This window comes from Altericroceibacterium endophyticum (assembly GCF_009827595.1).
GTDB lineage: Bacteria > Pseudomonadota > Alphaproteobacteria > Sphingomonadales > Sphingomonadaceae > Altericroceibacterium > Altericroceibacterium endophyticum.
Genome location: NZ_WTYT01000001.1, coordinates 231,271 through 257,042 on the forward strand (window position 1 = coordinate 231,271; position 25,772 = coordinate 257,042).

The 25,772-nt window shown below is 56.9% G+C and carries 22 protein-coding genes and 1 tRNA gene; 11 read left to right on the top strand and 12 right to left on the bottom strand.

What is annotated here, in order from left to right:
* Positions 1 to 2: 2 nt before the first annotated feature.
* The 3 genes from recA to alaS all read left to right on the top strand — a co-directional run bounded on the left by recA (position 3) and on the right by alaS (position 4,723).
* Positions 3 to 1,067: a recombinase RecA gene (recA, locus tag GRI91_RS01145; RefSeq protein ID WP_160734802.1), complete on the top strand. Its 1,065-nt coding sequence runs from the start codon at positions 3 to 5 to the stop codon at positions 1,065 to 1,067.
* Positions 1,068 to 1,144: 77 nt separating this feature from the next.
* Positions 1,145 to 1,978 (top strand): class I SAM-dependent methyltransferase, encoded by an 834-nt coding sequence (locus tag GRI91_RS01150; RefSeq protein ID WP_160734803.1) that lies wholly within the window; start codon positions 1,145 to 1,147, stop codon positions 1,976 to 1,978.
* A gap of 93 nt (positions 1,979 to 2,071) precedes the next feature.
* A complete protein-coding gene (gene alaS, locus GRI91_RS01155; RefSeq protein ID WP_160734804.1) occupies positions 2,072 to 4,723 on the top strand; it encodes an alanine--tRNA ligase in 2,652 nt (883 codons plus the stop codon).
* A gap of 248 nt (positions 4,724 to 4,971) precedes the next feature.
* Here alaS and GRI91_RS01160 read toward each other — a convergent pair whose 3' ends face one another.
* From GRI91_RS01160 to infA, 4 genes are all read right to left on the bottom strand, one after another.
* Complete coding sequence (locus tag GRI91_RS01160) at positions 4,972 to 6,735, bottom strand: cation:proton antiporter domain-containing protein (protein WP_160734805.1); 1,764 nt, start codon at positions 6,733 to 6,735, stop codon at positions 4,972 to 4,974.
* Positions 6,736 to 6,872: 137 nt separating this feature from the next.
* Positions 6,873 to 7,028 (bottom strand): hypothetical protein, encoded by a 156-nt coding sequence (locus tag GRI91_RS01165; protein WP_160734806.1) that lies wholly within the window; start codon positions 7,026 to 7,028, stop codon positions 6,873 to 6,875.
* An 84-nt stretch (positions 7,029 to 7,112) separates the two neighbouring features.
* Positions 7,113 to 7,265, bottom strand: a complete 153-nt coding sequence (locus GRI91_RS01170) for a hypothetical protein (RefSeq protein WP_160734807.1) — start codon at positions 7,263 to 7,265, stop codon at positions 7,113 to 7,115.
* 47 nt (positions 7,266 to 7,312) lie between these two features.
* Complete coding sequence (gene infA / locus GRI91_RS01175) at positions 7,313 to 7,561, bottom strand: translation initiation factor IF-1 (RefSeq protein ID WP_160734808.1); 249 nt, start codon at positions 7,559 to 7,561, stop codon at positions 7,313 to 7,315.
* A 346-nt stretch (positions 7,562 to 7,907) separates the two neighbouring features.
* On the opposite strand from infA, the gene GRI91_RS01180 reads away from it, so the two are divergent.
* Together GRI91_RS01180 and GRI91_RS01185 are read left to right on the top strand one after the other, a co-directional pair.
* A complete protein-coding gene (locus GRI91_RS01180; RefSeq protein WP_160734809.1) occupies positions 7,908 to 8,585 on the top strand; it encodes an epoxyqueuosine reductase QueH in 678 nt (225 codons plus the stop codon).
* 148 nt (positions 8,586 to 8,733) lie between these two features.
* Positions 8,734 to 9,795 (top strand): AI-2E family transporter, encoded by a 1,062-nt coding sequence (locus GRI91_RS01185; protein ID WP_160734810.1) that lies wholly within the window; start codon positions 8,734 to 8,736, stop codon positions 9,793 to 9,795.
* A 148-nt stretch (positions 9,796 to 9,943) separates the two neighbouring features.
* Here GRI91_RS01185 and GRI91_RS01190 read toward each other — a convergent pair whose 3' ends face one another.
* The 3 genes from GRI91_RS01190 to cpdR form a co-directional block, all read right to left on the bottom strand.
* Positions 9,944 to 11,170 carry an NADP-dependent isocitrate dehydrogenase gene (locus GRI91_RS01190; protein WP_160734811.1) on the bottom strand — a complete coding sequence of 409 codons (1,227 nt, stop codon included), beginning with the start codon at positions 11,168 to 11,170 and terminating at the stop codon, positions 9,944 to 9,946.
* A gap of 290 nt (positions 11,171 to 11,460) precedes the next feature.
* A tRNA-Val gene (locus tag GRI91_RS01195) sits at positions 11,461 to 11,535 on the bottom strand.
* An 89-nt stretch (positions 11,536 to 11,624) separates the two neighbouring features.
* On the bottom strand, positions 11,625 to 11,999 hold the full coding sequence (cpdR, locus tag GRI91_RS01200) for a cell cycle two-component system response regulator CpdR (protein ID WP_160734812.1): 375 nt from the start codon (positions 11,997 to 11,999) through the stop codon (positions 11,625 to 11,627).
* Between the two features lie 114 nt (positions 12,000 to 12,113).
* Here cpdR and GRI91_RS01205 point away from each other — a divergent pair, with 114 nt between their 5' ends.
* Positions 12,114 to 13,064: an N-formylglutamate amidohydrolase gene (locus tag GRI91_RS01205; RefSeq protein ID WP_202385388.1), complete on the top strand. Its 951-nt coding sequence runs from the start codon at positions 12,114 to 12,116 to the stop codon at positions 13,062 to 13,064.
* 206 nt (positions 13,065 to 13,270) lie between these two features.
* Here the strand turns inward: GRI91_RS01205 and GRI91_RS01210 are convergent, their stop codons facing one another.
* Both GRI91_RS01210 and GRI91_RS01215 read right to left on the bottom strand, forming a co-directional pair.
* On the bottom strand, positions 13,271 to 14,065 hold the full coding sequence (locus GRI91_RS01210) for a SapC family protein (protein WP_160734813.1): 795 nt from the start codon (positions 14,063 to 14,065) through the stop codon (positions 13,271 to 13,273).
* 72 nt (positions 14,066 to 14,137) lie between these two features.
* Positions 14,138 to 15,571, bottom strand: coding sequence for an FAD-binding oxidoreductase (locus tag GRI91_RS01215; protein ID WP_160734814.1), 1,434 nt, complete (start codon positions 15,569 to 15,571; stop codon positions 14,138 to 14,140).
* A gap of 178 nt (positions 15,572 to 15,749) precedes the next feature.
* On the opposite strand from GRI91_RS01215, the gene GRI91_RS01220 reads away from it, so the two are divergent.
* Positions 15,750 to 16,364, top strand: a complete 615-nt coding sequence (locus GRI91_RS01220; protein WP_160734815.1) for a hypothetical protein — start codon at positions 15,750 to 15,752, stop codon at positions 16,362 to 16,364.
* 143 nt (positions 16,365 to 16,507) lie between these two features.
* A complete protein-coding gene (locus GRI91_RS01225; protein ID WP_160734816.1) occupies positions 16,508 to 17,941 on the top strand; it encodes a DEAD/DEAH box helicase in 1,434 nt (477 codons plus the stop codon).
* A 90-nt stretch (positions 17,942 to 18,031) separates the two neighbouring features.
* On the opposite strand, the gene GRI91_RS01230 is transcribed toward GRI91_RS01225, so the two are convergent.
* Complete coding sequence (locus GRI91_RS01230) at positions 18,032 to 20,380, bottom strand: ATP-dependent helicase (protein ID WP_160735321.1); 2,349 nt, start codon at positions 20,378 to 20,380, stop codon at positions 18,032 to 18,034.
* Between the two features lie 94 nt (positions 20,381 to 20,474).
* Here GRI91_RS01230 and GRI91_RS01235 point away from each other — a divergent pair, with 94 nt between their 5' ends.
* Entirely contained in the window at positions 20,475 to 21,023 is a 549-nt protein-coding gene (locus GRI91_RS01235; protein WP_160734817.1) for a hypothetical protein, read from the top strand.
* A gap of 162 nt (positions 21,024 to 21,185) precedes the next feature.
* Positions 21,186 to 22,454 (top strand): MFS transporter, encoded by a 1,269-nt coding sequence (locus GRI91_RS01240; RefSeq protein WP_160734818.1) that lies wholly within the window; start codon positions 21,186 to 21,188, stop codon positions 22,452 to 22,454.
* Here the strand turns inward: GRI91_RS01240 and rsmD are convergent.
* Positions 22,420 to 22,977 carry a 16S rRNA (guanine(966)-N(2))-methyltransferase RsmD gene (gene rsmD / locus GRI91_RS01245; protein ID WP_237437586.1) on the bottom strand — a complete coding sequence of 186 codons (558 nt, stop codon included), beginning with the start codon at positions 22,975 to 22,977 and terminating at the stop codon, positions 22,420 to 22,422. The two genes, GRI91_RS01240 and rsmD, sit on opposite strands and share 35 nt — an antisense overlap.
* Positions 22,974 to 23,750, bottom strand: coding sequence for a pseudouridine synthase (locus tag GRI91_RS01250; RefSeq protein ID WP_160734820.1), 777 nt, complete (start codon positions 23,748 to 23,750; stop codon positions 22,974 to 22,976). Before GRI91_RS01250 ends, rsmD begins: the two co-directional genes overlap by 4 nt.
* Before the next feature lie 688 nt (positions 23,751 to 24,438).
* Here GRI91_RS01250 and GRI91_RS01255 point away from each other — a divergent pair.
* Positions 24,439 to 25,770, top strand: a complete 1,332-nt coding sequence (locus GRI91_RS01255; RefSeq protein ID WP_160734821.1) for an AmpG family muropeptide MFS transporter — start codon at positions 24,439 to 24,441, stop codon at positions 25,768 to 25,770.
* Positions 25,771 to 25,772: the final 2 nt, after the last annotated feature.

The following is a 25,772-nucleotide window of genomic DNA, read 5'->3' on the forward strand; positions in this document are numbered from 1 at the left end:
TCATGGCGGCAAATCTGAAAGTGGTTGAATCTAAGGAAAGCAACGTGGATCGCCAAAAAGCACTCGACGCCGCACTCGCACAGATTGACCGTGCCTTTGGCAAAGGCTCCGCCATGAAGCTGGGCAGCCGGGAAGCCATGCAGATCGAATCGGTCTCGTCAGGCTCGCTCGGGCTGGACATCGCCCTGGGTATCGGCGGATTGCCGCGTGGCCGGATTATCGAAATTTATGGCCCGGAAAGTTCGGGTAAGACAACGCTCGCTCTGCATGCAATTGCAGAAGCGCAGAAAATCGGCGGAACGGCAGCCTTTGTCGACGCCGAACATGCACTCGACCCCGTCTATGCCAAGGCGCTGGGGGTGAATATTGACGAACTGATCGTGTCTCAACCCGATACCGGTGAGCAGGCACTTGAAATTACCGATACGCTGGTGCGCTCAAACGCGGTGGATGTGTTGGTTGTTGATTCGGTTGCCGCTCTGGTGCCGCGGGCAGAAATCGAAGGCGAAATGGGTGACAGTCATGTCGGCCTCCAGGCCCGGTTGATGAGCCAGGCCCTGCGCAAGCTTACCGGGTCGATCAACCGTTCGAAATGTATGGTGATCTTCATCAACCAGGTGCGGATGAAGATCGGTGTGATGTATGGTAACCCGGAAACGACGACGGGTGGCAACGCACTGAAATTCTACGCGTCTGTGCGCCTGGACATTCGCCGGATCGGTCAGATCAAGGATCGGGACGAGATTGTCGGCAATACCACGCGCGTAAAAGTGGTGAAGAACAAGGTCGCACCGCCTTTCAAACAAGTCGAATTCGATATCATGTATGGGGAGGGAATCTCCAAGATTGGTGAGATTCTCGATCTGGGGGTGAAGGCTGGCATCGTAGAGAAATCGGGTAGCTGGTTCTCTTATGATAGTATCCGGATTGGTCAGGGCCGCGAAAACGCGAAGACCTATCTCAAGGAACACACGGAAATTTGTGAAAGGCTGGAAGAGGCCATTCGCGGGAAGACCGATGAAGTGGCCGAAGAGATGATGACCGGTCCGAGCAAGGATGACGAATAGATCTTTGCTATCGATGTGTAGCTGATAATCAAAGGGGGCAGGGCGCTAAGCTCTGCCCTTTTTTATGGAGATGAGGAATGGTGGATCGGTCTGATTGGGAATCCAGAATGGGCGATAAATGGGCCCGTGAATGGCGACAGACTGATCTCAGCTTTTCGCAGCTTACCCCGTATCTGCTGACCCGGATCACCGAACATTCTTTCACAAGCGCGCTCGACATTGGTTGCGGCGCTGGTGAACTGGCTCTCGCCGTTGCTGAAACGAACCCGCAGGCCGGGGTTACCGGCCTTGATATCTCCGCTAGCCTGATCGAAGTGGCACGCGAACGTGCCCATCTGCAGCACTCTCAGCCGACTTTCATAAAAGGCGACGCCGCACATTGGCAGCCCGAAGATAGCTTTGCGCCAGACCTGCTTTTTTCGCGCCATGGCGTGATGTTCTTTGACGATCCCCCTGCTGCCTTTGCGCATCTTTCCGAGATCGCCGCGCCCGATGCCCGGCTGGTATTTTCCTGTTTCAGGGCTTTGGAAGCGAATCCATTTTTTACTGAAATCGCGGCACTGCTTCCACCGGCTGATGGAGCTGCAGCTGCCCCAAATGCACCGGGGCCGTTTGCCTTTGCGGATAAAGACTATGTCCGCTCCATTCTTGAGGCTGGTGACTGGAGCGACATTCAGTTTGAAGCTTTCGACTATCCGGCAATTGCAGGACGCGGCGAAAATGCTGTTGACGACGCAGTGGCCTATTTCACCTCTATCGGACCTGCTGCTCGGGCTTTGTCTCAGATGGAGCAGAGTGAGCGGGAGCAGATATGCGAAGAGATTCGCCGGATCGCTGCTGCCAATTTGACAGGCGGAAAGGTGTCGCTTCAGGCGGCCGTGTGGATTGTGACGGCACGAAACGGGCGTTGATTGCCGTGCAAACAGGCATCTCGTCACTGATTATGGTCTGTTAGATGGTTTAAGGCGCTTGTCGTTCGCGATCCTGTGGCCTAATTGCCAGCCATGCTTTCGACCAATGACATCCGCCGCACGTTCCTCGACTATTTCGCCAGTCATGATCATCAGATCGTGCCTTCGGCGCCTCTGGTCCCCTATAACGATCCGTCGCTCATGTTCGTGAATGCCGGGATGGTCCCGTTCAAGAACATTTTCACCGGTCTGGAGACACCGCCAGCACCGCGCGCGACAGCGTCTCAAAAGTGCGTGCGCGCTGGCGGCAAGCACAATGATCTGGACAATGTCGGTTACACGGCCCGTCACCTGACATTGTTCGAAATGCTCGGCAATTTCAGCTTTGGCGATTATTTCAAAGAACGCGCCATTGAGCTCGCCTGGGGATTGGTAACTAAAGAATTTGGTCTTGATAAAGATCGTCTGCTGGTAACGATCTATCACACGGATGATGAAGCGTTCGATCTCTGGCGCAAGATTGCCGGTTTGCCGGAAGACCGCATTATCCGCATCGCGACCAAGGACAATTTCTGGACTATGGGTTCAGATGGTCCCTGCGGTCCATGCTCGGAAATTTTCTGGGACCACGGGCCGGACGTTGCCGGTGGCCCTCCGGGCAGCCCCGATGAAGATGGTGATCGTTTCGTAGAGATCTGGAATCTCGTTTTCATGCAGCATCTGCAGGAAGCCGATGAGATTACCGGTAATCTGCCGCATCCCAGCATCGACACCGGCATGGGGCTTGAGCGGATTTCCACCGTGCTTCAGGGCGTCCACAGCGTGTTTGAAACGGATAGTTTTCAAACCCTTATCGGTGCAAGTGAAGAGTTGACCGGAACCAAGGCGCAAGGTGAAAGCCGGGCGAGTCATCAGATCATTGCCGATCACCTGCGGTCCACCAGCTTCCTGCTCGCCGATGGTGTTTTGCCCTCGAATGAAGGGCGCGGTTATGTCCTGCGCCGTATCATGCGCCGGGCCATGCGCCACGCGCATCTGCTGGGGGCCAAGGAGCCTTTGATGCACCGGTTGGTGCCTTCGCTCGTCGGCGAAATGGGGCAGGCCTATCCCGAATTGCCACGTGCTCAGGCGCTTATCAGCGAAGTGCTTGAACGCGAAGAAACGCGCTTCCGGCAGACGCTTGATAAGGGGTTGCGCTTACTAGACGACGAAACAAACACGCTGGGCGAAGGCGATCAATTGCCGGGCGAAACTGCATTTCGCCTCTATGACACCTTCGGCTTTCCCTATGATCTGACCGAGGATGCGCTGCGTCAGCGCGGTATCAAGGTTGATCGCGAAGGTTTTGATGAAGCCATGGCGCAGCAGAAGGCCGCTGCACGGGCCGCATGGAAAGGGTCGGGCGCTGCCGCAGACGAAGATGTCTGGTTCGACATTGCTGACCGCGAAGGGGCCACCGAATTCACTGGCTATAATGCGACATCTGGCGAAGGCCGTGTTGTCGCGCTGGTGGTCGATGGCAAGGAAGTGCAGAGCGCCGATGCCGGACAGGATGTGATCATCCTGACCAATCAGACACCATTTTATGGTGAAAGCGGCGGACAGGCCGGTGATAGCGGCGTGATTAGCGACGAGCGGGGTCTGTCGATCACTGTGACGGGCACCAGCAAGCCGCTTGGCCGCTTGCATGCCCACCGCGCGACGATCAATCACGGCCGTATCGCGGTTGACGACACGGTGCATATGACGGTGAATGCAGAGCGCCGTGATCGCATCCGGGCCAACCATTCGGCCACTCATCTCGTTCATGCCGCCTTGCGTCGCCGTCTTGGCGACCATGTTACGCAGAAGGGCTCCCTCGTCGAAGAAGGGCGCATGCGTTTCGATTTCTCCCACCCCAAACCGCTGACGGATGAAGATATCGCTGCGGTGGAAGCTGAGGTGAATGAAGAAATTCGCGCCAATGAAGAAGTTACCACCCGCTTGATGAGCCCGGATGAGGCCATTGAAGCCGGAGCGATGGCTCTGTTTGGCGAGAAATATGGCGATGAAGTTCGGGTGCTGTCCATGGGCCGCACCACTGAGGGGCGCAATTATTCGGTTGAGCTTTGCGGCGGTACCCATGTGAACGCGACGGGTGATATCGGCCTGTTCCGGATTATTTCGGAAAGCGCCGTATCTTCTGGTGTGCGCCGTATTGAAGTGATGACCGGCGAAGCGGCTCGGCAGTGGCTCGTCTCGCGCGAAGAAACGCTGAAATCTGTGGCTAGTCTGCTGAAAACAGTTCCGGAAGAAGCAGAAGCCCGCGTCAAGGCGCTGGTCGATGAGCGTCGCAATCTGGAAAAAGAGCTGGCCGAAGCGCGTAAGCAGCTGGCGCTGGGTGGCGGCGGACAGTCCGGCGGTCCAGTGGATGAGACGATTGCTGGCGTGAAATTCTCCGGCCAAGTGCTGGAAGGGCTTAATCCCAAGGATTTGCGCGGGTTATTGGATGATGCGAAAAAACGCATGGAATCCGGCGTGGCTGCTATCGTTGCCGTGAATGAAGGCCGTGCTGCTTTTGCTGCTGCCGTGACTGCAGATCTGACAGATCGCTACGATGCTGTGGAAATCGTCAAGGCCGGCGTCGCAGCACTGGGCGGCAAGGGCGGCGGCGGTCGTCCCGATATGGCTCAGGGGGGAGGCCCGGATGGCACGAAAGCCGCAGACGCACTCGCTGCCGTTCGCGCCATCTTGCAGGGTGATTGATACCGGCTCGGCGGGCTGACCCTTGCGGTCAGCAACGCACCCAATCAAACCAACATCAGAGGCGAAGCAGGCGCAATTAGCTTGCTTCGCCTCAATTGTCTTTTGCACTGTCGGATGATGTCGGCTCTGCAGTGCCAGCTCGAACCGCGGGCTGGCTGAGTGTCGGATAATGCACCCCAGCACCAAGTCCAGGATAAGTGGCGCGAAGCCGACGGAAAGCTCGACGAACTGGTGCCCTTGATAGAGCTTCAGCTCTTTAAAGTGCTGGTTCGTAATTTGGGCTTGTGCTCCAGCGCTGCACCTTGCTGAATTTGCACACGATATTCGTCACGCTTTTCATGGATCGAAGCGATAACCGGGCCGACTGCAACGCCGAGATCGGTCAGCACGGCTTCTGATAGCTGCAAGGAACTTTCCAGCGTTTCAGGCACGGCATGCGTGGCACCGCTGCGATAGAGTTCGGCGGCATGTATCGTATCGCGTGCACGGGCAATGATCGACAAATCGGGATAGTTGCTGCGCAATTTGCGCGTGATCTGCTGGACCAATACGGGCTCATCCATCGTCAGGATTACCGCAGGGGCCGTCTCAATCCCCAGCTTGTCGAGCGCGTCGACGCGTGCTGCATTGCCGAAGACCGCTTGATAACCATCGCGTTTGGCTTGCTCGATCTGGTCCGAATCCGAATCAACCGCGACATATAGTTGATCATGCTTGTCGAGCATCTGTGCGATCAAACGACCGACGCGGCCGCAACCGACAATGACCACGCGCGGTTCCCCGCTGTTCATGTCGACTTCTGACAAGTCTGGGATCGGCTCCACGCGCCGCGCGACGACCCGGCCGAGCAGGGCAAGCAAGGGGGTAATCGTCAGGCCTATTGCGGTTACGGTTTGCCAGAATTGCGCCGTACCGGGCTGGATAAGCAGGGCCTGAGTGGCTGCGGCCAGTACGATCAAGGTCGTTTCCGACGGGCTGGCCATCAATATGCCGGTTTCGGTCGCGGTGCCGCGGCGGGCGCCCATCAGGCGCAAGAGTACACCCGTAACCAAAGCCTTGAGAGTGAGGACGGAGACGACCGCGACTGCGAACATGCCGGCGTTGGCCGCGATTGTACTGAGATCGATACCCATCCCGACAGTAATCAGGAACACACCCAGGGCTAGGCCCTTGAACGGCTCCATGATGCCTTCAACTTCGGTGTGATATTCGGTTTCGGCAATCAGCAGGCCTGCGATCAGTGCGCCAACGATGGGTGACAGGCCAACTGCGGCTGTCGCCAGGCTGGCCCCCATCACCACCAGCAGCGAGGCTGCCAGAAAAAGTTCAGGGCTTTTGGTCCGCGCTGCCTGAGCGAATAGTTTGGGGAGCGCATAACGCCCGCCGATCATCATGACGATGACGAGCAGCAGACCCATCCACAATGTGTCGATCAGACCATCAAGGCCCTCACTCCCAGCATAGGGGGCAAGAGCGCCAAGCAGGAAGATGATCGGCACGATGGCAATGTCTTCGAACAAGAGCATGGACAAGGCTGCGCGGCCAACCGGGGAGCGAGTGCCCGCCATGGGCAGCACCAACGCTGTGGATGACAGGGCAAGCGCGAGGCCGAGGCCAAGCGCGCCGGTCCAATATTGCCCCAGCATGGCCAGAAATGCCGTGATCAGGGAGCTGATAACCAGCAATTCCAGCGCACCAAGACCAAAGACGAGCTTGCGCATCGCCCAGAGCCGGTTGAATGACAATTCCAGCCCGATCGTGAAAAGCAGCAGGATGATACCGAATTCGGCAAAGGGGCCGAGAGCTTCTGGATCGGTAATCGTCACATGGCTGAGCCATGGATGCGCATAGACGATGCGGCCGAGGCCATAAGGGCCCACAAGCACGCCGACCAGAATGAAGCCGATAATGGGCGTGATGCGAAAGCGGGCGAAGACGGGTATGACTATACCTGCCGCGCCCAGGATCACGAGTGCATCAGATAGAATTGGTGATGAGAGTTCGCCGTGCATGGATGCCCCGAATGTCCTGTTCAGCCACTATGTCAGAAGCGAAGCCTGCTGCAAATCGGCGAGATGCAAAAGTTGGTAATTGTTGAAATCTTGCCCGAAGCTCTCACGTCTTTGACGATGAATTCAGGGCGTGGTGCTTATTCGCTGATCGCTGGCAGATCGTCGATCGGTGCGCTGCCGCCCAAATTGGCCGAGCTCCATGCACAGGATAACGCTGCGCCCAGAACGGGCAGGGGGACGGCCTTCAAGCCGGGTTCAAGTTCGAGGACTACGGGATTGGATGGTGTAGTCATTAAGGTCATCCCTGTTTTTCTGGAGGGCCTGCCATCGGCCCGGATAGTAAAAGCCCCCTCCGAACCGGTCGGAAGGGGCGGTTTTCAGTCCACCATATCGGCGACTACTCGCCTTAATTCGGAGCCTGAAAGCAATGTCTGCGCTGCTGCGGAGGAGCTGCGCGATGCGCGTGACTTACCACCAAAAGACAGCGAAAGGGTGGGGCGCTTGCGCGCCGCCATATTGTTTATTTCCATTAAATTTCCTCAGGGCCGCCAGATGCAGCCCAATGATCAAGCCTGAATCAGCGCCGCTTGCCGGGGCCTTGCCCGGGGGTTCTTTCGCGAAACACGATGCGACCTTTGCTCAGATCATAGGGTGTCATTTCGACATGAACCCTGTCTCCGACCACGGAGCGGATGCGGTATTTGCGCATCTTGCCAGCTGTATAAGCGACAATCCGGTGCTCATTATCGAGCAGCACGCCGAAGCGGCCGTCGGGCAGGATCTCGTCGATTTGCCCTTCAAGCGTAAACAGTTCTTCTTTAGCCAAATCAGGCCCTCTTTTCATGCAATTGGAAGTAACTTCGCGCAAAATTTTACGCGATTGGCCAAGAAGCATGAAAGGGAAGCAGAAGCCGATCTGTCGGCGGTCAAATTCCGTCGCAAGCGACGTCAGGCGAGTTTCATATAGGCAGCTTTTTGCATTTTTACAATCGCGGCTTATATTTATTTAAGAAAGACGGCATTCGGCAAAGCCGAACCAAGCCATTCAGGCGGGTTTCAAGACGGCTATCAATCCGTTATGAGGCGCGGTGTATGCCACCTGCCGATAATTGATTATTGGTTATAGAGCTTCGCCCTGCCTTGGTACAGGCTGGATGATCGATTGGAATTGTATGACTGATCTGGAACGCCCCGTTCTAACCCCGCCCAATGGTGAAAAGCGCGTCTTGCTGCATAGTTGCTGCGCGCCGTGTTCGGGTGAGGTCATGGAAGCGATGACGGCGAGCGGCATCGATTATACGATTTTCTTCTATAATCCCAACATCCACCCCAAGGAGGAGTATATTCTGCGCAAGGAGGAGAATATCCGCTTTGCCGAGGAATATAATGTTCCCTTTGTGGATGCCGATTATGACACCAGCAATTGGTTCAAACGGGCGCGTGGTCTGGAATGGGCGCCCGAGCGCGGGGAACGCTGCACGATGTGTTTCGACATGCGCTTTGAACGCACCGCGCTCTACGCCTATGAAAACGATTTTCCGATCATCACCTCTTCGCTGGGCATTTCGCGCTGGAAGAACATGAATCAGATCAATGATTGCGGCGAACGCGCTGCAGCGAAATATCCGGAAATCGATTATTGGACGTTCAACTGGCGCAAGGGCGGCGGCGCGCAGCGAATGATCGAAATCTCCAAGCGTGAGAATTTCTACCAGCAGGAATATTGCGGCTGCGTTTACTCCTTGCGCGATACCAATGCCCACCGTGTCTCGCAGGGCCGCTCTGAAATCGAGATTGGTAAATTATATTACGGGATGGAGCCGCAAGAGAAGGCAGAGAGCGAAAGCTGATCTTCGCTGAGCTTCTCCGCGTGGCTGTATCGCAGCGGAACTAAAAATCTCTGGATCGCTTGGGCAATCGCGGTCATCCTTGCGCGATGATCCAAGAGCTTGCACGATCCGGGGATAATATGATCCATTTTCACGAAATAATGGCCTTATGAGCGTTCAGGATAGTGCAGATTCGCGCGACTGGACGATGGGGAAAGTTGCGCTTGCCACCGTTACCGTTCTTGCGATCGTGGGTGTGGCGGCGCTGTTGATCGATCTGGCGCGGTTTATCCTGCTGGTATTCGCTGCCGTCGTTCTTTCGGTCATCTTTGATGCACTGACGCGGCAATTCTGCCGTATTCCTTATATTACCCGCGGTCCTGCCCTGGCGCTTTCGGTGTTGCTGCTCATCGGCGTATTCGCCGGCGTTTTCACGATGTTCGGATCGCAACTGGTGCGCGAATTCGACACCATTCGAGACAGTATCCCGCGCGCGATGCAGGATATCGAGAATTTGCTGGACCAGATCGGGCTGGGTGAGACCGCGCGCAGTCTGGTGGAGCAGGGGGGCAGCGATCTTTCGAGTCTCGCTTCGACTGCGGGCGGCTATCTGCTCGCGGCCGGCAATGGCGTGTCCGATCTGGTGCTGGTCTTTGTGGGGGCGATCTTTATCGCCAGCGACCCCGCCGTTTATCGGCGCGGCTTCCTGTTGCTGATTCCGGGGCCTGCTGAACAGACTGCCGGGGAAACGTTGGACGATGCATCGCACGGTCTTCATGGCTGGATGGTGGGGCAGGCGGTCAGTTCCGTGCTGGTCGCCATTCTTACTTGGGGCGGGCTGCAGTTGCTCGGCGTACCGGCCGCTGGCGGGTTGGGCCTGATTGCGGGGCTGCTCGATGTAATCCCGATGATCGGTCCGATCATTGCCGGTGTGCCAGCGGTGCTGCTGGCCTTCACCGTCTCCCCCATCACGGCGCTATGGACGGTGCTCCTCTTCCTGCTGGTTCAGCAATTGCAGGGCAATTTTCTGCAACCGATGATCCAGAAGCAAGCCGTCAATGTTCCGCCTGCAGTTTTGCTCTTCGCCGTGCTGGGGGCCGGAATGGTATTTGGCCCGCTGGGCGTTCTGCTCGCCGCGCCGATCACGATCGTTCTCTTCGTCGCTATACAACGTATTTATGTGCGCACGCTCTTGGGGAAGGACATCAAGGTGGCTGGCACGCAGGAGTAATTTGCCGAGGGTGACATCAGGAAGGGCGAAGCTGCTGTGCGCGCTCTTCCCAGGCAGCATCACACCAGGTGAATTGAACTTCATAAAAGAAGACGGACCCCGCAGCTGATGCTGCGGAGCCCGTTACAATCATCCTGACTTTGGAAAATCAGAGGCCTTGCTTGGCCATTTCTGTTTCGAGGCCGTTCACGATGGCTTCGAAGAACTGTTCGGTGGTCATCCAGCTCTGATCCGGGCCGATCAGAAGCGCCAGATCCTTGGTCATCTGGCCGTTTTCAACACATTGGATGCAGACTTTTTCGAGCGTTTCGGCGAAGGCCACCACATCAGGTGTCTCGTCAAAAATGCCGCGATATTTGAGGCCGCGCGTCCAGGCGAAGATCGATGCAATCGGATTGGTGCTGGTCGATTTGCCTTGCTCATGCTGGCGGAAGTGGCGGGTAACGGTGCCATGCGCCGCTTCAGCTTCCACTGTCTTGCCATCGGGGGACATCAGGACCGATGTCATCAGGCCGAGCGAGCCGAAGCCCTGTGCCACGATGTCGGACTGGACGTCACCATCATAGTTTTTGCAGGCCCAGACGAACTTGCCGCTCCACTTGAGGGCGGAAGCAACCATGTCATCGATCAGGCGGTGTTCGTACCAGATCTTCTTTTCTTCGAATTTTTCCTTGAAGCCTTCCGTGTTGAAGACTTCTTCGAACAGATCCTTGAAGCGGCCATCATAGGCCTTGATGATCGTGTTCTTGGTCGAAAGATAAACCGGCCAGCCGCGGTCGAGGCCGTAATTGAACGATGCACGGGCGAAGTCGCGGATCGAATCGTCCAGATTGTACATCGACATGGCGACGCCCGAGGAGGGGAACTGGAAGACCTCACGGTCAATCACTTCGCCATCGTCACCTTCAAAGACCAGACGCAGTTTGCCCGGGCCCGGAACGCGGAAATCGGTCGCACGATATTGGTCGCCAAAAGCGTGACGGCCAACCACGATGGGATCGGTCCAACCCGGTACCAGACGCGGCACATTGTCAATCACGATCGGTTCGCGGAAAACCACACCGCCAAGAATGTTGCGGATCGTGCCGTTGGGCGAACGATACATGTGTTTGAGATCGAACTCTTCCACACGGCCTTCATCAGGAGTGATGGTCGCGCATTTTACGCCGACACCATGTTCCTTGATCGCATTGGCGGCATCAACGGTGATCTGATCGTCCGTTTCATCACGCTTCTGGATCGAAAGGTCGTAATATTTGAGGTCAACATCGAGATAGGGCTGGATCAGTCTTTCGCGGATCCACTGCCAGATGATTTTCGTCATTTCATCGCCGTCGATCTCGACGATCGGATTTTTGACCTTGATCTTCGCCATAAGGGAGTTCCTGTTGCCTAGCGTTCTCGTTAACTTTGCCGCGTCCTTAAGCGGCTGGACGGATCAGCGCAAGACACCGCCCGTCGGCGAGGCGCATTGCGGGCACTTGCTATCGCTTCGATAGCGGCACGCTTGCGGGGAAAGGCCGGGGCAGCGGAAGTTGTTACAGAGGCAAATCGGCGGCGCAGCAACGGAGACGTCGCCAGAATAATTCTTCGCGAAAAGGGCCAGAGGATATAAATAGGGCAAAGAAAAGCCCGCCATTTAGGCGGGCGTTCTGAGGGTTCGAATGGTGGGCGTAGGAAGAGTTGAACTTCCGACCCCTGCGATGTCAACACAGTGCTCTACCACTGAGCTATACGCCCACACTATCGAATATCCATTCTGGCGAATGGCTGCCTTTTTGTCTGGCAGGCGGGCCATCTAGCGCCGGGGGCATCCCTTGGCAAGGGGTTTAAGCGCGAGCATTTGCCATTTTTTGAAAATGACCATCCACCTCGGCTACCAAATCTTTGAGATGGAATGGTTTTGAGAGTATTTTCGCTCTTGGCTGTGCCTGACTGGCGCGCAAAACGACGGCGGCGAAGCCAGTGATGAACATGACTTGGGTTTCTGGGCTGAGTTCAGAACAGAATTGCGCAAGCTCTATGCCATCCATTTCCGGCATGACGATATCCGTCAGCAGCAGATCGAATCGCTTCGTTTCAAGGAAGGGGATAGCGGCCGTTCCGCGATCCACTGCCGTGACCGCATAGCCCGATTTTTCCAGCGCGCGTGTCAGATAGGCCCGCATGGAATCATCGTCTTCAGCCAGCAGAATTTCGATCATTGGGGCCGTCCTCTCTCGCATCGATAGTGTTTAACGGTATGTCGGCTGAAGTCTGCCTGATGATTTGAACTGGCCAGCTTTGACACATGATAAGAAACCGGCCAGCGTCGCTTTATGACAGAGGCCAATGAACACGATAATGGGGCTGCTCAGCACGGTGCCGGGCAATCCGGCGGTGTAATTCCCGGCATGCATGCCTGGCCCGCTTATCACATTAGGGGGCGTAGCGCCGCTTCACCGATTGTTCTGTCCGTACCGCATGCGGGGCGCGCTTATCCAGCCTCAATCATCCAGAATCTGAGAAATCCTGCGAATGCCTCTCTGCGGTTGGAGGATCGCTATGTTGACCGCGTGGCCACTTATGTCGCGGCAGAAACGGGCGCGCCCTTATTGCTGGCGAACGCGCCGCGCGCCGTGATCGACCTTAATCGTGCGCCCAATGAAATGGACTGGTCGATGGTGAAGGGGGAGGCCGCCCGCGGTTTCCGAAGTGGTTCCCCGCCCAGCCGCCGCGTACAGAGCGGCCTGGGGCTGGTGCCGCGCCGCCTCGCCGGCATGGGCGAATTATGGCGTCAGCCGCTGGTAAAGGGGGAAGTCGAGGCGCGGCTGTCCGGAATACACCGTCCCTATCACATCGCCTTGGAGCGCCTGATACGCGCCGCCCGTCAGGGCTGGGGCACTGCCTTACTATTGGATATCCATTCCATGCCGCCCCTTGGGCCGAAAAGCGGTCCGGATGCAGCGCCAGATTTTGTGCTGGGGGACCGCTTTGGAGGGGCTTGCGATGCGCGGCTGTCGACTCTGGCGGCAGAGTTCCTTTCTGCTGCCGGCTGGCGGGTGACGCACAACCGGCCCTATGCCGGGGGCTATGTACTGGATCGGCATTCCGCGCCCAGCAGCGCGATTCATGCGCTTCAGATTGAGATTTGCCGCTCGACCTATCTGGATGAAGACATGAGCGAACCGGGGAGCGGTCTGCCGCTGATCGCGCGATGCCTGGCGTCGATGGTGCGTATGTTGGAAGATGAGCTGGCGGGCTGGTCAGAAGCGCAGGCCGCAGAATGATGTCCTGCCCCTGACAAAAAACCACCCCGTGCAAATTTGCACGAGGTGGCCAAGGTTCAGGGAGGAGGTGCAAGGGAATGCACCTATCCGGGGGCGCCATGAGGGGAACGCACACCGAATGACCCAAAGTTAAATCTTTGGATCAGATAATCAAGAGCCCCGTGACACTATTTATTGAATTTGTCTGAAACGGGGCTCTTGAAAGATCAGTTCTTTTTCTTGGCGTCGCTCTTGGCAGCTTCTGCAGCCGGGCCTTTGCCCTGCTCAACCTGCTTGGCAAAAATCACGCGCATGCGGTCGAGAGAGAACAGGTGAGCGAAGATCAGAGGCAGCATACCGCTCTGATTCCAGGTGCGCAGCAGGTCACCGCGCACTTCGCGCAGCTTGTCCTGATTGATCATCTGGAAACCGCGATAGATGAACGGCTTGTCCGAATCATCACCGCGCTGAATGGCGACTTCGCCGTCCATCAGCAGGTCTGCTTTTTTCAGTTCTTCGACGAAGTTCTGCGTCCGGCGGCCAGCTTCTTCAAAACGCTGACAGAACTGCAGGACTTCCTGCGTATGTTCGGTCGGTTCGCTTTCCTTGAACAGCTCACGACCTTCCTTGAAATCACCGATCAGGTCGCTGCTCGGATCGAAGCAGAGCGACATGTTGTCATTCTTCGCGTCGAGCTTCGCAAGCAGGAAGGGGTAACGGCGCGCATATGCCGGAACATAAGCGTCTTCCAGAGCTTCACCATCATCCTTGAAGAAGACGTTCACGCCTTCATGCAAGCCGAGCAGTGCGAGAGGAACAGGGTTGTCGCCGCTCGAAAACACAATCGGGAAATGACGCTGTGCTTGGGCAAACTCGTCAGTGGTCAACGGAATGGCGTGCTGCTGGGCGATCCAGGGGGCCTTGTCGACAGACTTTGAGCGCCAGTTGGCGTGATCGCGGCTGTTGAGGGGCGTCAGGTCTTTATAGAACAGGGGCAGGTTAGCTTGCGGCGCGCTGGCCATGGATACTCTCCACATGGAAATAAAACATGATCGGGATCATTGTGTCCCGTGCGATCTTTATTGGCTTTAAGGTTACTGAGCCGTTGGTGCAAGCGGTACGAGTTTGCCCGGATTAAGCCGATTGTCAGGGTCCAGAGCCAGTTTTACAGCGCGCATGATTCCCAGCGAAGCCGGATCACCCAAACGGCCCAATTCTGCGACTTTCAGCTGGCCAATACCGTGTTCAGCGCTGATCGAGCCACCCCATTCGGTCACCAGATCATGGACAAATTCACTGATTTTCTTGCCCTGGGAGTTCTCCCATTCTCCTCTGGATGAACCCTTAGGTGCGATCACGTGGAAGTGGACATTTCCGTCTCCCAGATGGCCGAAGGCGACTCCCGTCGTACCCGCGAAACGTGATTCGACCTGCGGCACAGCTTCGGCAATAAAGTCCGCCATCCGCGCGACCGGCACCGAAATATCATGCTGCATAGCGGGGCCAATCGCCCGTTCGGCTGGCGAAATTTCGTCCCGGAGTGTCCAGAAATCTTCAGCCTGCGTCTCATTCGCGGCCAGCGTCGCATCTTCGACCAGTCCGTCCTCAAACGCGCTTTCGAGCAATTCAGTCGCCAGATCCATCAACGTGCCAGCTCTGCTTTCATCCGCCACCAGCTCGATCAGGCAATGCCATTCATGCTCTGCCTGAAGCGGGGATCGCGCCCCGGGCGCATGGTCAAGCACGGCCTTCAGACTGTGCTTGGGCAGAATTTCGAAAGCTTCCATCGCCTCGCCTGCTTTGGCTTCGGCGTGGAGAAACAGTTTGCGCGTGTCGCGCACATCGCCAAGCCCGGCCCAGATCACCAGTCTTTCCGCAATCGCGGGTTCCAGCTTCAGCGTTGCCGCAGTGACCACGCCCAGCGTGCCTTCCGATCCAATCAGCAATTGCTTGAGATCGAATCCGCGGTTGTCCTTTTTCAACGGAATCAGCGAATTGAAGACACTGCCGTCTGCCATCACGGCTTCAAGGCCGAGTACCTGTGCCCGCATCGACCCATGGCGCAGCACCTGACTGCCGCCGGCATTAGTGGAAATAAGCCCCCCGACGGTCGCCGAGCCTTTCCCGCCAAGCGTAAGCGGAAAGCGGAGGCCTTTTTGAGCGGCGATATCGTGCAAATTCTGCAGAATGACGCCGGCTTCGCATGTGATCTGGCGAGCATCCGCGTCGAAACTGCGAATGGCATCCATCCGGCGCAGCGACAGCAGCAGTGCGTTGCCGCTTGTGTCAGGAGTGGCGCCACCGGACATGCCACTATTGCCGCCCTGCGGTACGATCGCGACCTTGTGACGGTCACACAGGGCCATCAATTGCGATACTTCCTGCGTTGAGGCGGGAGAAGCAAGGCCCAGCGCTTTGCCGGTAAACCTGCCGCGCCAGTCGGTCAGCCACGGGTCGACGAGATCTTTATCCTGGGTAAAGCCACGCTCACCCAGCAATTCGGTAATGTCTTCTAGAAAATCTTTCATGCCATTCCTGTGCCTTAACTGACGGCCCATTGCCAGTCCCGGATCGATGGATAGGGTGGCGATCGCTAACACCATTGCCAGCATGTGCTTGCAATGGGGGCGTTAATTAAGCCATCATTCAATTGCCGCGCTTTAGGGGAGGGCTGAAGTCAGGGTTTTGTCCTGTCATTGTGATTGAATGATGAATTCCTTTGCCGCCCTTCTAGCTGCAGCCGCTGCGCTGCTGCCCTCTTCACCGGAAAATCCCGGACGAACAGTGCTGCCTGCGGTTTCTGCCGGCTATGCGGTGGGGAATGATGGCGAATTGCGCTGGAAAGCGGGCTTGCGCAAAGGCGCAAATCTTGCCGCCGGAGTGCCGCGGCAATCGCCCTTCACGACCTTATTCGAGGTGCACCGGGAACAGGTAAATCAGCAAGTGCGGGTTGAACGACGGGTTGTCATCCGCGTTGCGCCCAGCCCGCCTTCCGTGCGCCAGCAAATGATGGCGGCGATTCCCAAGCGGAGCATGCGCACCCGTTTTCTGGAGCGACCACTTGGCCATTGTATTCCGGCCCGTGACATTGTCGGGCTGCAAACGGTTGCGCCAAACCGATTGCTGTTATTCATGAAGGATCGCCGTATTTTGAGCCTCGCTTTGGGGCGGGCATGCCGGGCACGTGATTTCTATTCCGGCTTTTACGTCGAACCGAATAAGGACGATCAACTTTGCGAGGGGCGCGACCGGTTGTTGTCGCGCGCTGGCGTCAGCTGCGGGGTGGAGAAGCTCAATAAGCTGGTTGCGATCCGCGAATAGTGATCGGAAGCAGCTTTGACACCCGCAAATTCTTGACATTTTCGCCTGTGAGTGCATAGGCCGCGGCAGTTAGATAGCAGGAATAAGCCTGTTGGAAGACCGCGCGGCCAGACGCCGCCTCAAATCCGGATTTTATCGCGCCTATGAAATTTGCCGATCTCGGCCTGTCTGATGAATTGCTGCAATCGGTGAAAGCCGCAGGCTATGAAGAACCAACGCCTATTCAGGCGGAGGCGATCCCTCAGATCCAGATGATGAAGGATCTGATTGCCATTGCCCAGACGGGGACCGGCAAAACGGCCAGCTTCGTGCTGCCGATGATCGATATTCTGGCTGCCGGACGCCGCCGTGCACGCATGCCGCGCTCGCTTATTCTCGCGCCGACGCGCGAACTCGCCATGCAGGTGGCAGAGAATTTTGAAAATTACGGCAAGAATCACGATCTCAAAATGGCGCTGCTTATTGGCGGTGTTCAGATGGGTGAGCAGGTCAAGGCGCTCGATGATGGCGTCGATGTGCTGATCGCGACTCCGGGCCGTCTGATGGATCTGTTCGAACGCGGCAAGATCCTGCTGACGGGCTGTGAATTGCTGGTCATCGATGAGGCTGACCGGATGCTGGATATGGGGTTCATTCCCGATATCGAATTCATCTGCGAAAAATTGCCGACCAATCGCCAGACATTGTTGTTTTCGGCGACCATGCCGGGACCGATCAAGAAACTGGCGGACAAGTTTCTGACCAATCCGAAGCTGATTGAAGTGGCCCGTCCGGCTACCGCGAATATCAATATCGCGCAGCACAAGGTTCACGTTACCCCGCGCAAGAAGCGCGAAATGCTTCGCTATCTGCTAAAGAACGACAATGTGCAGAACGCCATCGTTTTTGCTAATCGCAAGACGACCGTGCGCGAACTCAGTAAGAGTCTGAAGCAGCATGGCTTTGCCTCGGGCGAGATCCATGGCGATATGGATCAGTCATCGCGCATGGCCGAGCTGGATCTCTTCCGTAAGAACGAGATCAACATTCTGGTGGCAAGTGATGTCGCCGCGCGCGGTCTGGACGTTAAGGGCGTAAGCCACGTCTTCAACTTCGACACGCCGTGGCATCCAGATGATTATGTTCACCGGATTGGCCGTACAGGCCGTGCAGGCGCAAAGGGGCGGGCCTTTACCTTCGTCACCGATGCTGATGCAGAGGCGATTGCCAATGTCGAAAAGCTGACCGGCATTAAAATCCCGCCCTATGAAATGTCGGACGGCGATAGCAAAAAGCCGGTTCGCAAGGCGGAAGACGACGCTGACAAATCAGCTGAGGACAAGCCCGAGAAGCCAAAGCGTTCACGCCGTAAAGCTGCACCTGCAGAAGAACCGGCGAATGAAACTGTGCATGAAGAGGCACCGCAGCGTAAGTCACGCCGCAAACCTTCTGCCCGCAACGCTGAGCCTAAAACTTCCGAGCCAGATGTTGCTGAGCCTCAGTCTGCTCCGCGTAAAACCGAGCGCAGCGAATCCGTGAAACCGGATGACTGGAATGGTCCTGTGCCTGAATTTCTGGCGATTTCAGCGCTTCCCTGAACGACTCGATACCTTCGCTGGCCATTCCCTGCGCTGGATAGCATCAATCACCTGATGATCGTGCTTATCCGGCGCAGGCAATCTTCCTGATCAGGCCTTTTTCACGAAACTATCGATCACGCGTTTGACGCCGGTTGTCTCGAAAGCAATTTCGAGCTTGTTGCCTTCCTGCGCCTGTACTTCACCATAGCCGAACTTTTCGTGAAAGACGCGGTCGCCGATGGCCACGTCCTTGCGTGCCTTGGCGGCGAAACTCGCCGCACTGCGGGTGGGTTCTTTGAGCTTTTTGGGAGTGGTTTGATAGCCAGTCGCCAGGGCTCGTTGCCACCCCGGTCCGCGCTGCTGAGAGCGTTCGGGGCGGGATGAGCTGACATGGGCGAAGGGGTCGTCCTGATCGCTCCAATTGGCGCGCCATAGCGAGGCGCCACCGGACATCGTCGTTTCCTGCTCGATATGATCTTCGGGCAGTTCTTCGATAAAGCGTGACGGGATCGAGCTGGTCCACTGACCATAGATCCGGCGGTTGGCCGCATGAAGAATGGTGCAGCGCCGTCTCGCGCGGGTGATCGCGACATAAGCCAGTCTGCGCTCTTCCTCCAGACTGGCCAGACCGCCTTCGTCCAGTGACCTTTGTGACGGAAAAACGCCTTCCTCCCAGCCGGGCAGAAAGACATGTTCAAATTCCAGTCCCTTGGCAGCATGCATTGTCATGATGGTGATTTTTTCACCGTCATCGCGCGCATCATTGTCCATCACCAGGCTGACATGTTCGAGGAAGTCGGTGAGACTTTCGTAATCCTCCATCGCGCGGGCGAGTTCAGACAGGTTCTCAAGCCGTCCGGCGGCCTCTGCCGAGCGTTCGGCCTGAAGCATGGCGTTGTAGCCGCTTTCCTCCAGCACCTGACGCAGCAATTCGGCGGATGACAAATTGTCCGCTTCTTCCCGCCAACGAAGGAAATCGCGCATCAATGCGGCGATCGTTCCACCGGCGCGCTTGGGCAATTCGTCACTATCGGCCAGTTGCAGAGAGGCGGCTGCCAGAGGCATTCCTGTCTTGCGCGCATGCTGGTGCATCTTCTCCAGCGTTTTCGCGCCCAGTCCCCGCTTGGGTTGATTATAGATCCGCTCAAAAGCGAGATCATCGCTCGGCTGGGCGATTACACGCAGATAAGCCAGCGCATCTCGAATTTCAGCGCGTTCATAGAAGCGGAAACCGCCAACGATCCGGTAATTAAGCCCGATCTGAATAAAGCGGTCTTCAAATTCACGTGTCTGATATTGCGCACGTACCAGAATAGCGATCTGATCCAGCGGAGCGCCTTCACGTTCCAGTCGTTCGATATCTTCACCGACACGGCGTGCTTCTTCGGGCGCGTCCCATACACCCACCACCCGCACCGGGTCGCCCGCATGGCGTTCGGTCCACAAGGTCTTGCCCAATCGCTCGCTATTTTCGGCAATCAGGCCAGAGGCGGCAGCGAGAATCTGGGGGGTGGAGCGATAATTCTGTTCCAGCCGGATCACTTTTGCCCCGGGAAAATCCTTCTCAAAGCGCAGGATGTTGGCGACTTCCGCACCGCGCCAGGAATAGATCGACTGATCGTCATCGCCCACCACACAGATATTTTTGCGCGCCTGTGCGATCAAACGAAGCCACAAATACTGGACGGCATTGGTATCCTGATATTCGTCCACCATCACATATTTGAAACGCTGCTGATATTGTTCCAGCACGTCACGATTGCGCCGGAATATATTCAGCATATGCAGCAACAGATCGCCGAAATCACAGGCATTGAGCGCCTTCAGCCGCGCCTGATAGGCGGCGTATAGTTCCTGCCCCCGGCCATTGGCGTAACTTTCATTCTCGGCTGCATCCAGATCTTCTGGATTGAGCCCGCGATTTTTCCAGCGATCGATCAGTCCGGCCAATTGGCGGGCGGGCCAGCGCTTTTCATCCAGCTCCCGCTCGGCAATGAGCTGTTTCAGCAGGCGCTGCTGATCATCCATGTCGATGATCGTGTAGTTACTTTCCAGCCCTGCCAGCTCGGCGTGCCTGCGCAGCATTCGGGCGCAAATCGAGTGAAACGTCCCGAGCCAGGGCATGCCCTCCACCGCTGGACCAATCAGCGTTCCCACGCGCTCGCGCATTTCGCGCGCGGCACGGTTGGTGAAAGTGACGCACAGAATCTCGCTCGGCCATGCCTTGCGCTCATGCACCAGATTGGCGAGCCGGGCAGTCAGGGCCGCTGTCTTACCGGTTCCCGCACCTGCCAGCATCAGCACGGGGCCTTCGCTGGTCAGCACGGCATCACGTTGGGGCGGGTTGAGATTGGCGACCCAATTTGGCGCCTCGACTGGCGGCGGCGCGCCGAGGGAGGAGGGGCTGGCGGACGAGGAGAATGGAGGCTGGTTCACCCGCGAACAGTTAGGGAACATCACCGAGCGGCGCAAGCCCATGGCGCTGTAAGATTGGAACTCTGTTGCCAGGAAAGGCGTTGGGTCGGTGAAAAGAAATAATGAGGAGTTAAAGATGCGTAACCTACTTTTGGCCGGTGCGGCCGCTATGTCCATTGCCGGAATGTCTTCAGCTGCTGTTGCACAGGATGCCTCGGCTCCCATGGGCTCCACCAACACCGTTGAGGATAAGCAGGGCGGTGTTGAAATGACCGCTGAACAGCAGGCAGAGTACGATAGCTGGCCTGAAGAACAGCAGGTCATGTTCGTCGCCTGGGAACCGGTCTATCAACAATACTACTGGACGCTGACACCTACCCAGCAGGAGGGGTATTGGGTGCTGAATGATGAGCAGCGCATGCAGATCAATCAAATGACACCAGCGCAGCGGTCTGCCGCCTGGAGCGCCATCACTTCGCAGATAGATGAGGCCACTTCACCCGCGGCCCAGTCGGCCACTACCAGTGCCGAACCGGGAACACCGGCGGCGAGCACGCCCAAGGATTATCCAATCTGCAGCGCCGAGGTACAGGACAGCTGCATTCAGCCGCGCGCAGCGGGTAAAAACTACGGCAATCGCCCGCTGGATTACTGGCCGGGTGAACCTGCTAGCAAGATGAACTAAATTCATCGCAACATTATCAGAATATCAGGGCGCTGGTTCTTCCAGCGCCCTTTTTTATGCCAGACGCCAAACATAGTGCCGTTGGGAACCGCGCAATTCTTGACAACTTACGGCGCACAGCGCAGCGCTTTTGGCCAATCGGGGGAGCCGAAGGGGGAAGATATGACGTCACCGATACGCGCCAATCGCCGCATTTTGCTTGCGGCACTTGTCGGCACCGCCGTCGAATTTTATGACTTTTACGTCTATGCCACCGCGGCGGCACTGGTGTTCGGACCGCTCTTTTTCCCTTCGGAAAGTGCTTCGGCGCAATTGCTGCTCAGCCTGATGAGTTTCGGCCTCGCTTTCGTAGCCCGGCCAGTGGGGGCGATTGCCTTCGGCCATTTCGGTGACCGGCTGGGGCGCAAGTCCACACTCGTAGCCTCGCTCATGCTGATGGGCATCTCGACATTGCTGATCGCGTTTTTGCCGACCTATCAGATGGTCGGGTGGGTCGCGCCGTTATTGCTGTGCATCCTGCGCTTCGGGCAGGGCTTCGGCCTGGGGGGCGAATGGGGCGGGGCGACCTTGCTCGCTGTCGAAAATGCGCCACCGGGCTGGGAGGCACGCTTCGGCTCTGCACCGCAATTCGGCGCGCCGGTTGGCTTCCTGTGCGCGAATGGGCTTTTCCTGGTGCTGGGTATGACGCTGTCGGATGATGCGTTCTTCAGCTGGGGCTGGCGCGTGCCCTTCCTGCTGAGCGCCATATTGGTCGGGCTGGGTCTGTGGGTGCGGCTCCGCATTGGCGAAACCGCTGCCTTTCGTGATGCGGTGGAAAAAACGCCGCCGCCTGCGGTTCCGCTGGGCGCATTGCTGCGCAGTCATATTTTTGGTGTTGTCGCGGCCGGGGCAGGGGTGGTGGCCTGCTTTGCGATCTTTTATCTATCAACCGCCTTTACACTTGGCTTCATGACGACCGAACGGGGCGTGCCGCGTGAAGACATGCTTGGCATCCAATTGGCAGCCAATCTGTTTCTTGCACTGGGCATTCTGGTCGCGGCGATTTGGTCTGACAAGATGACGACGCGCCGCGTTCTGACCTTCGGTTCGTTCGGCACCGTGCTTCTCGGCCTTGTTTTTGGCCCGGCGCTCGCGGAAGGGTCTCTGCTGGCTGTTTTTGCCATGCTGTCCTTCGCCTTGTTCGTGATGGGGCTGGTCTATGGACCAATCGGCGCATGGATGCCGACGCTGTTTCCCGTGACTGTGCGGTACACTGGAATGTCGATTGCCTTCAATGGTGGCGGTATTCTGGGCGGCGCAGTGGCCCCGATCGCAGCGCAGATGCTGTCTGCTGCCGGGGGCACTGCGCTCGTCGGTCTGTTTCTCAGTGTTGCCGGTCTCGTGACGCTATTGGGTGTTACTCTTGGGAAGCCTTTGCGCGCAGCAGCGTGATCCGGGCTTTGCCCACATTTCGTTCCGCTTCAACCGTGTGAAACTTGAAGCGCAGCTCTTCATCGCGCGCGGTTTCGAGCGCGATCCAGCTTTGTTCACCAATCCAGCCAAGCCGTTGCAGCTTTTCCAGCGCAACGGGCCCGGCGCCGCTATAATAAGGCGGGTCGAGCAGGATGAGATCGGGCGGCGAAATTTTTGGCGGTCCCAGCGCCATGACAGAGCCGGCTCGCACATCACATTGTAATTGTGCGCGAAGAGCCGCGATATTCGCGCGTAAACTGCGCAAGGCTTCCGCATCCTGTTCCACGAACAGGCAATTCGCCGCGCCGCGCGACAGGGCTTCCAGCCCCAGTGCGCCAGATCCGGCGAAGAGGTCCATCACCGTGAGGTCGGCGAAGCTACCCAGCCGGCTGGACAACATGGCGAAGAGTGTTTCACGTGTGCGATCAGCGGTGGGCCTCGTGCCTTCACCCTTTGGCGCGCGCAGCTGACGGCGCCGCCAATCCCCAGCTATAATTCTCATAATTTGCCGCCTTGACGCAATTGCTTGCGGAACCATTCAACGTCTGCCGGGCGAACTTCCTGCACCTGACCGCGCGGAATATCGCCAAGTTCGAAGGGGCCGTAGCTGACCCGCATCAAGCGCGAAACCTGCAGACCCAGATGTTCCAGAACCCGGCGAACTTCACGATTTTTACCTTCGGTAAGCGTCATCTCAATCCATTGATTGCGCCCCGTGCGGCGCTCAAGATTGGCATCGATTTTGCCATAATGAATGCCTTCGATGGTAATACCTTCGATCAGGCTTTCGAGGTCACTTTGCGAGACATCACCAAAGGTGCGGGCGCGATAGCTTCGGGGTATCTCGCTGGAGGGGAGCTCCATGGCGCGTTTCAACTCACCATCATTGGTGAGCATTAACAGGCCTTCGGTGTTGAGATCGAGCCTGCCCACAGGCATCAATCGCGGAGCATTGCGCGGTAATGCATTGCGCAAGGCATTATAAATCGTTGCGCGCCCTTTGGGATCGCGCTCTGCCGTCAACAGGCCAGAGGGTTTGTGAAAGCGGAACAGGCGTGCTTGTTCGGGCTTGGCCACAGCCTTGCCGTCTACGGTAACACCGTTCAAATTGTTCAGGATAGTTGCCGGAGTGGTCAGCGTTTCGCCATTCAGCGCGATGCGCCTGTCAGCGATCATACGCTCCACCTCACGGCGGCTTGCTACGCCAGCACGGGCCAACAATTTTGCGATCCGGTCGCCTTGGCGTTCTTCGCCAGAAATTGGTTTTTGAGACATGGAGGCCCCATAGACCTGATGCGCGTCTGGGGGAAGCTATCGCTAATCGCTAACTATAAAATTAGCCGCAATCATGCGACATGCCTTCGCGTTCGCGAGGGTGCGGCGCGCGCCGGTCATCTGCATCTGCCGTGTCATCAAAAACGCGCCATCCCGGATCGTCCCTCAGCATAGAGATGCGGCAGCGCACGCAACTCGTACGAAAATGAAATCCGTCATGCCACACACGATTACGGTTAACCTTGTGCCCCATCATCCGGCAAATGAGTTTCCGTAGCAAGCTTTTGCCCTCCGTTATGCGACACAACACGGGGGTTTACTTACATCAGTGTATTAACCACCTCAATCCGCAGTTATGTAAATAACACCACACTGGTATGCCCAAAAACCGGATAGCTTCGTAAGTCTTTGAAAATTCGCAAAGCTGTCAGTTGCAATTGTGTTAACGAATTTTCCCGCGAGCAGATATTCGGCCTTTGTTATAGGCGCGACGACAACAATTTCGCTTCTTTCGGGTATCTTTGATCGAATCACTCTGCATGTTTAGCTGCTGCCCTTGTTGGCGAAGCAAAAATTATCGCCAGACCCATGCTTAATTGCGGGGGATAGTGCGCTCTGGCTCTTTTGCGTATTGCCGGGATCGCTATGCTAATACACGGCAGATATTGCCGGGAACAAAGGACGTTATATGGCCGATGTGGCAGAACTGACCGAACGCAATATGTGGGATTCGGTCAGGCCCTATCTTGAGAAGGAGTCGCTTGCCTCTTTCTTTCTCGGCATTTCCTCCGGCTTTCCTTTCGCGATGATTGCCGCGACCCTCACCACGCGGCTGGCGCAGGATGGAATTGAGAAATCGACCATCACTGCCTTTAGCCTGGCGTTTCTGGTTTATAATCTGAAGTTCTTATGGGCTTGGATCGTCGATGGGGTGAAGATTCCGCTGCTTCATCATCTGGGCCAGCGCGTCTCGTGGATGTGGGTTATCGGTTTCTGCGTGATTGCTTCGGTGGTTAATCTGGCGCTCGCGGATCCCGGCCAGGATATTTACTGGACTGCGGTATCCGCCGTGCTGGTGGGCATTGCCGGGGCGACATTTGACATCATCATCGACGCCTATCGGATCGAAACGCTTAAACCCTATCAACTCGGTGTCGGCTCAGGGATGAGCCAATATGGCTGGCGCATCGGGGCGGGCGCTGCCGCTGCTCTCGCGCTGGTGGTGTCGGGGCGTTTCGGCTGGGAAATCGCCTATATTGTCTGCGCCTTATTCGCCTTGCCAGCCATGCTGACGGCAGCCTTTCTGGGTGAGCCCGCACGGCGTAAAGTGGTTCAGGAAAAGCGTAGTATTCGGCAAAGCCTGCGCGCAATCAGCGGTCCATTCACCGAATTTTTTCAGCGCAATGGGGCGTGGCTCGTCTTGCTTTTCATTCTGGTGCACAAAATTGGCGATACGCTTGCCAATCTGACGTTCCGCCTCTTGTTTGATGATCTTGGCTTCAGCAATGATGAAATTGCGATTTTCGACGTGGGCGTCGGCTTTTGGGCGCTCATCATCGGTGTCTTTGTCGGCGGCATCATTTATGCGCGTCTCGGCCTGAAGCGCTCGGTGCTGATTGCGCTCGTTCTGATGGCAATTTCCAATCTCAGCTTCGCCATGCTGGCGGCTGCCGGACACAGCAATATCGGCATGGCCAGTGCTATCGGTTTTGAGAACTTTGCCAGCGGCTTTGGCGGTGTGGTCGTGGTCGCCTATTTCTCGGCTCTATGCGATCTGCGCTTTACCGCAGCGCAATATGCGCTGATTTCTGCAGGCGCGAGTATTGTTGGCCGGTTTCTCACCGGTACAACAGCAGGCAGCCTGATCGAAACCTTTGGCTATGTGAACTTCTACCTGCTTACGACGGTCGCGGCTGTTCCGGGAATCCTGCTGTTCTGGTGGATGATGCGCGTCGGATTGGTGGATGAAGCAATGGGCACTGCCGGTGAGGTGGGCGAAGGCGACGCGCGAAACGATTGAGC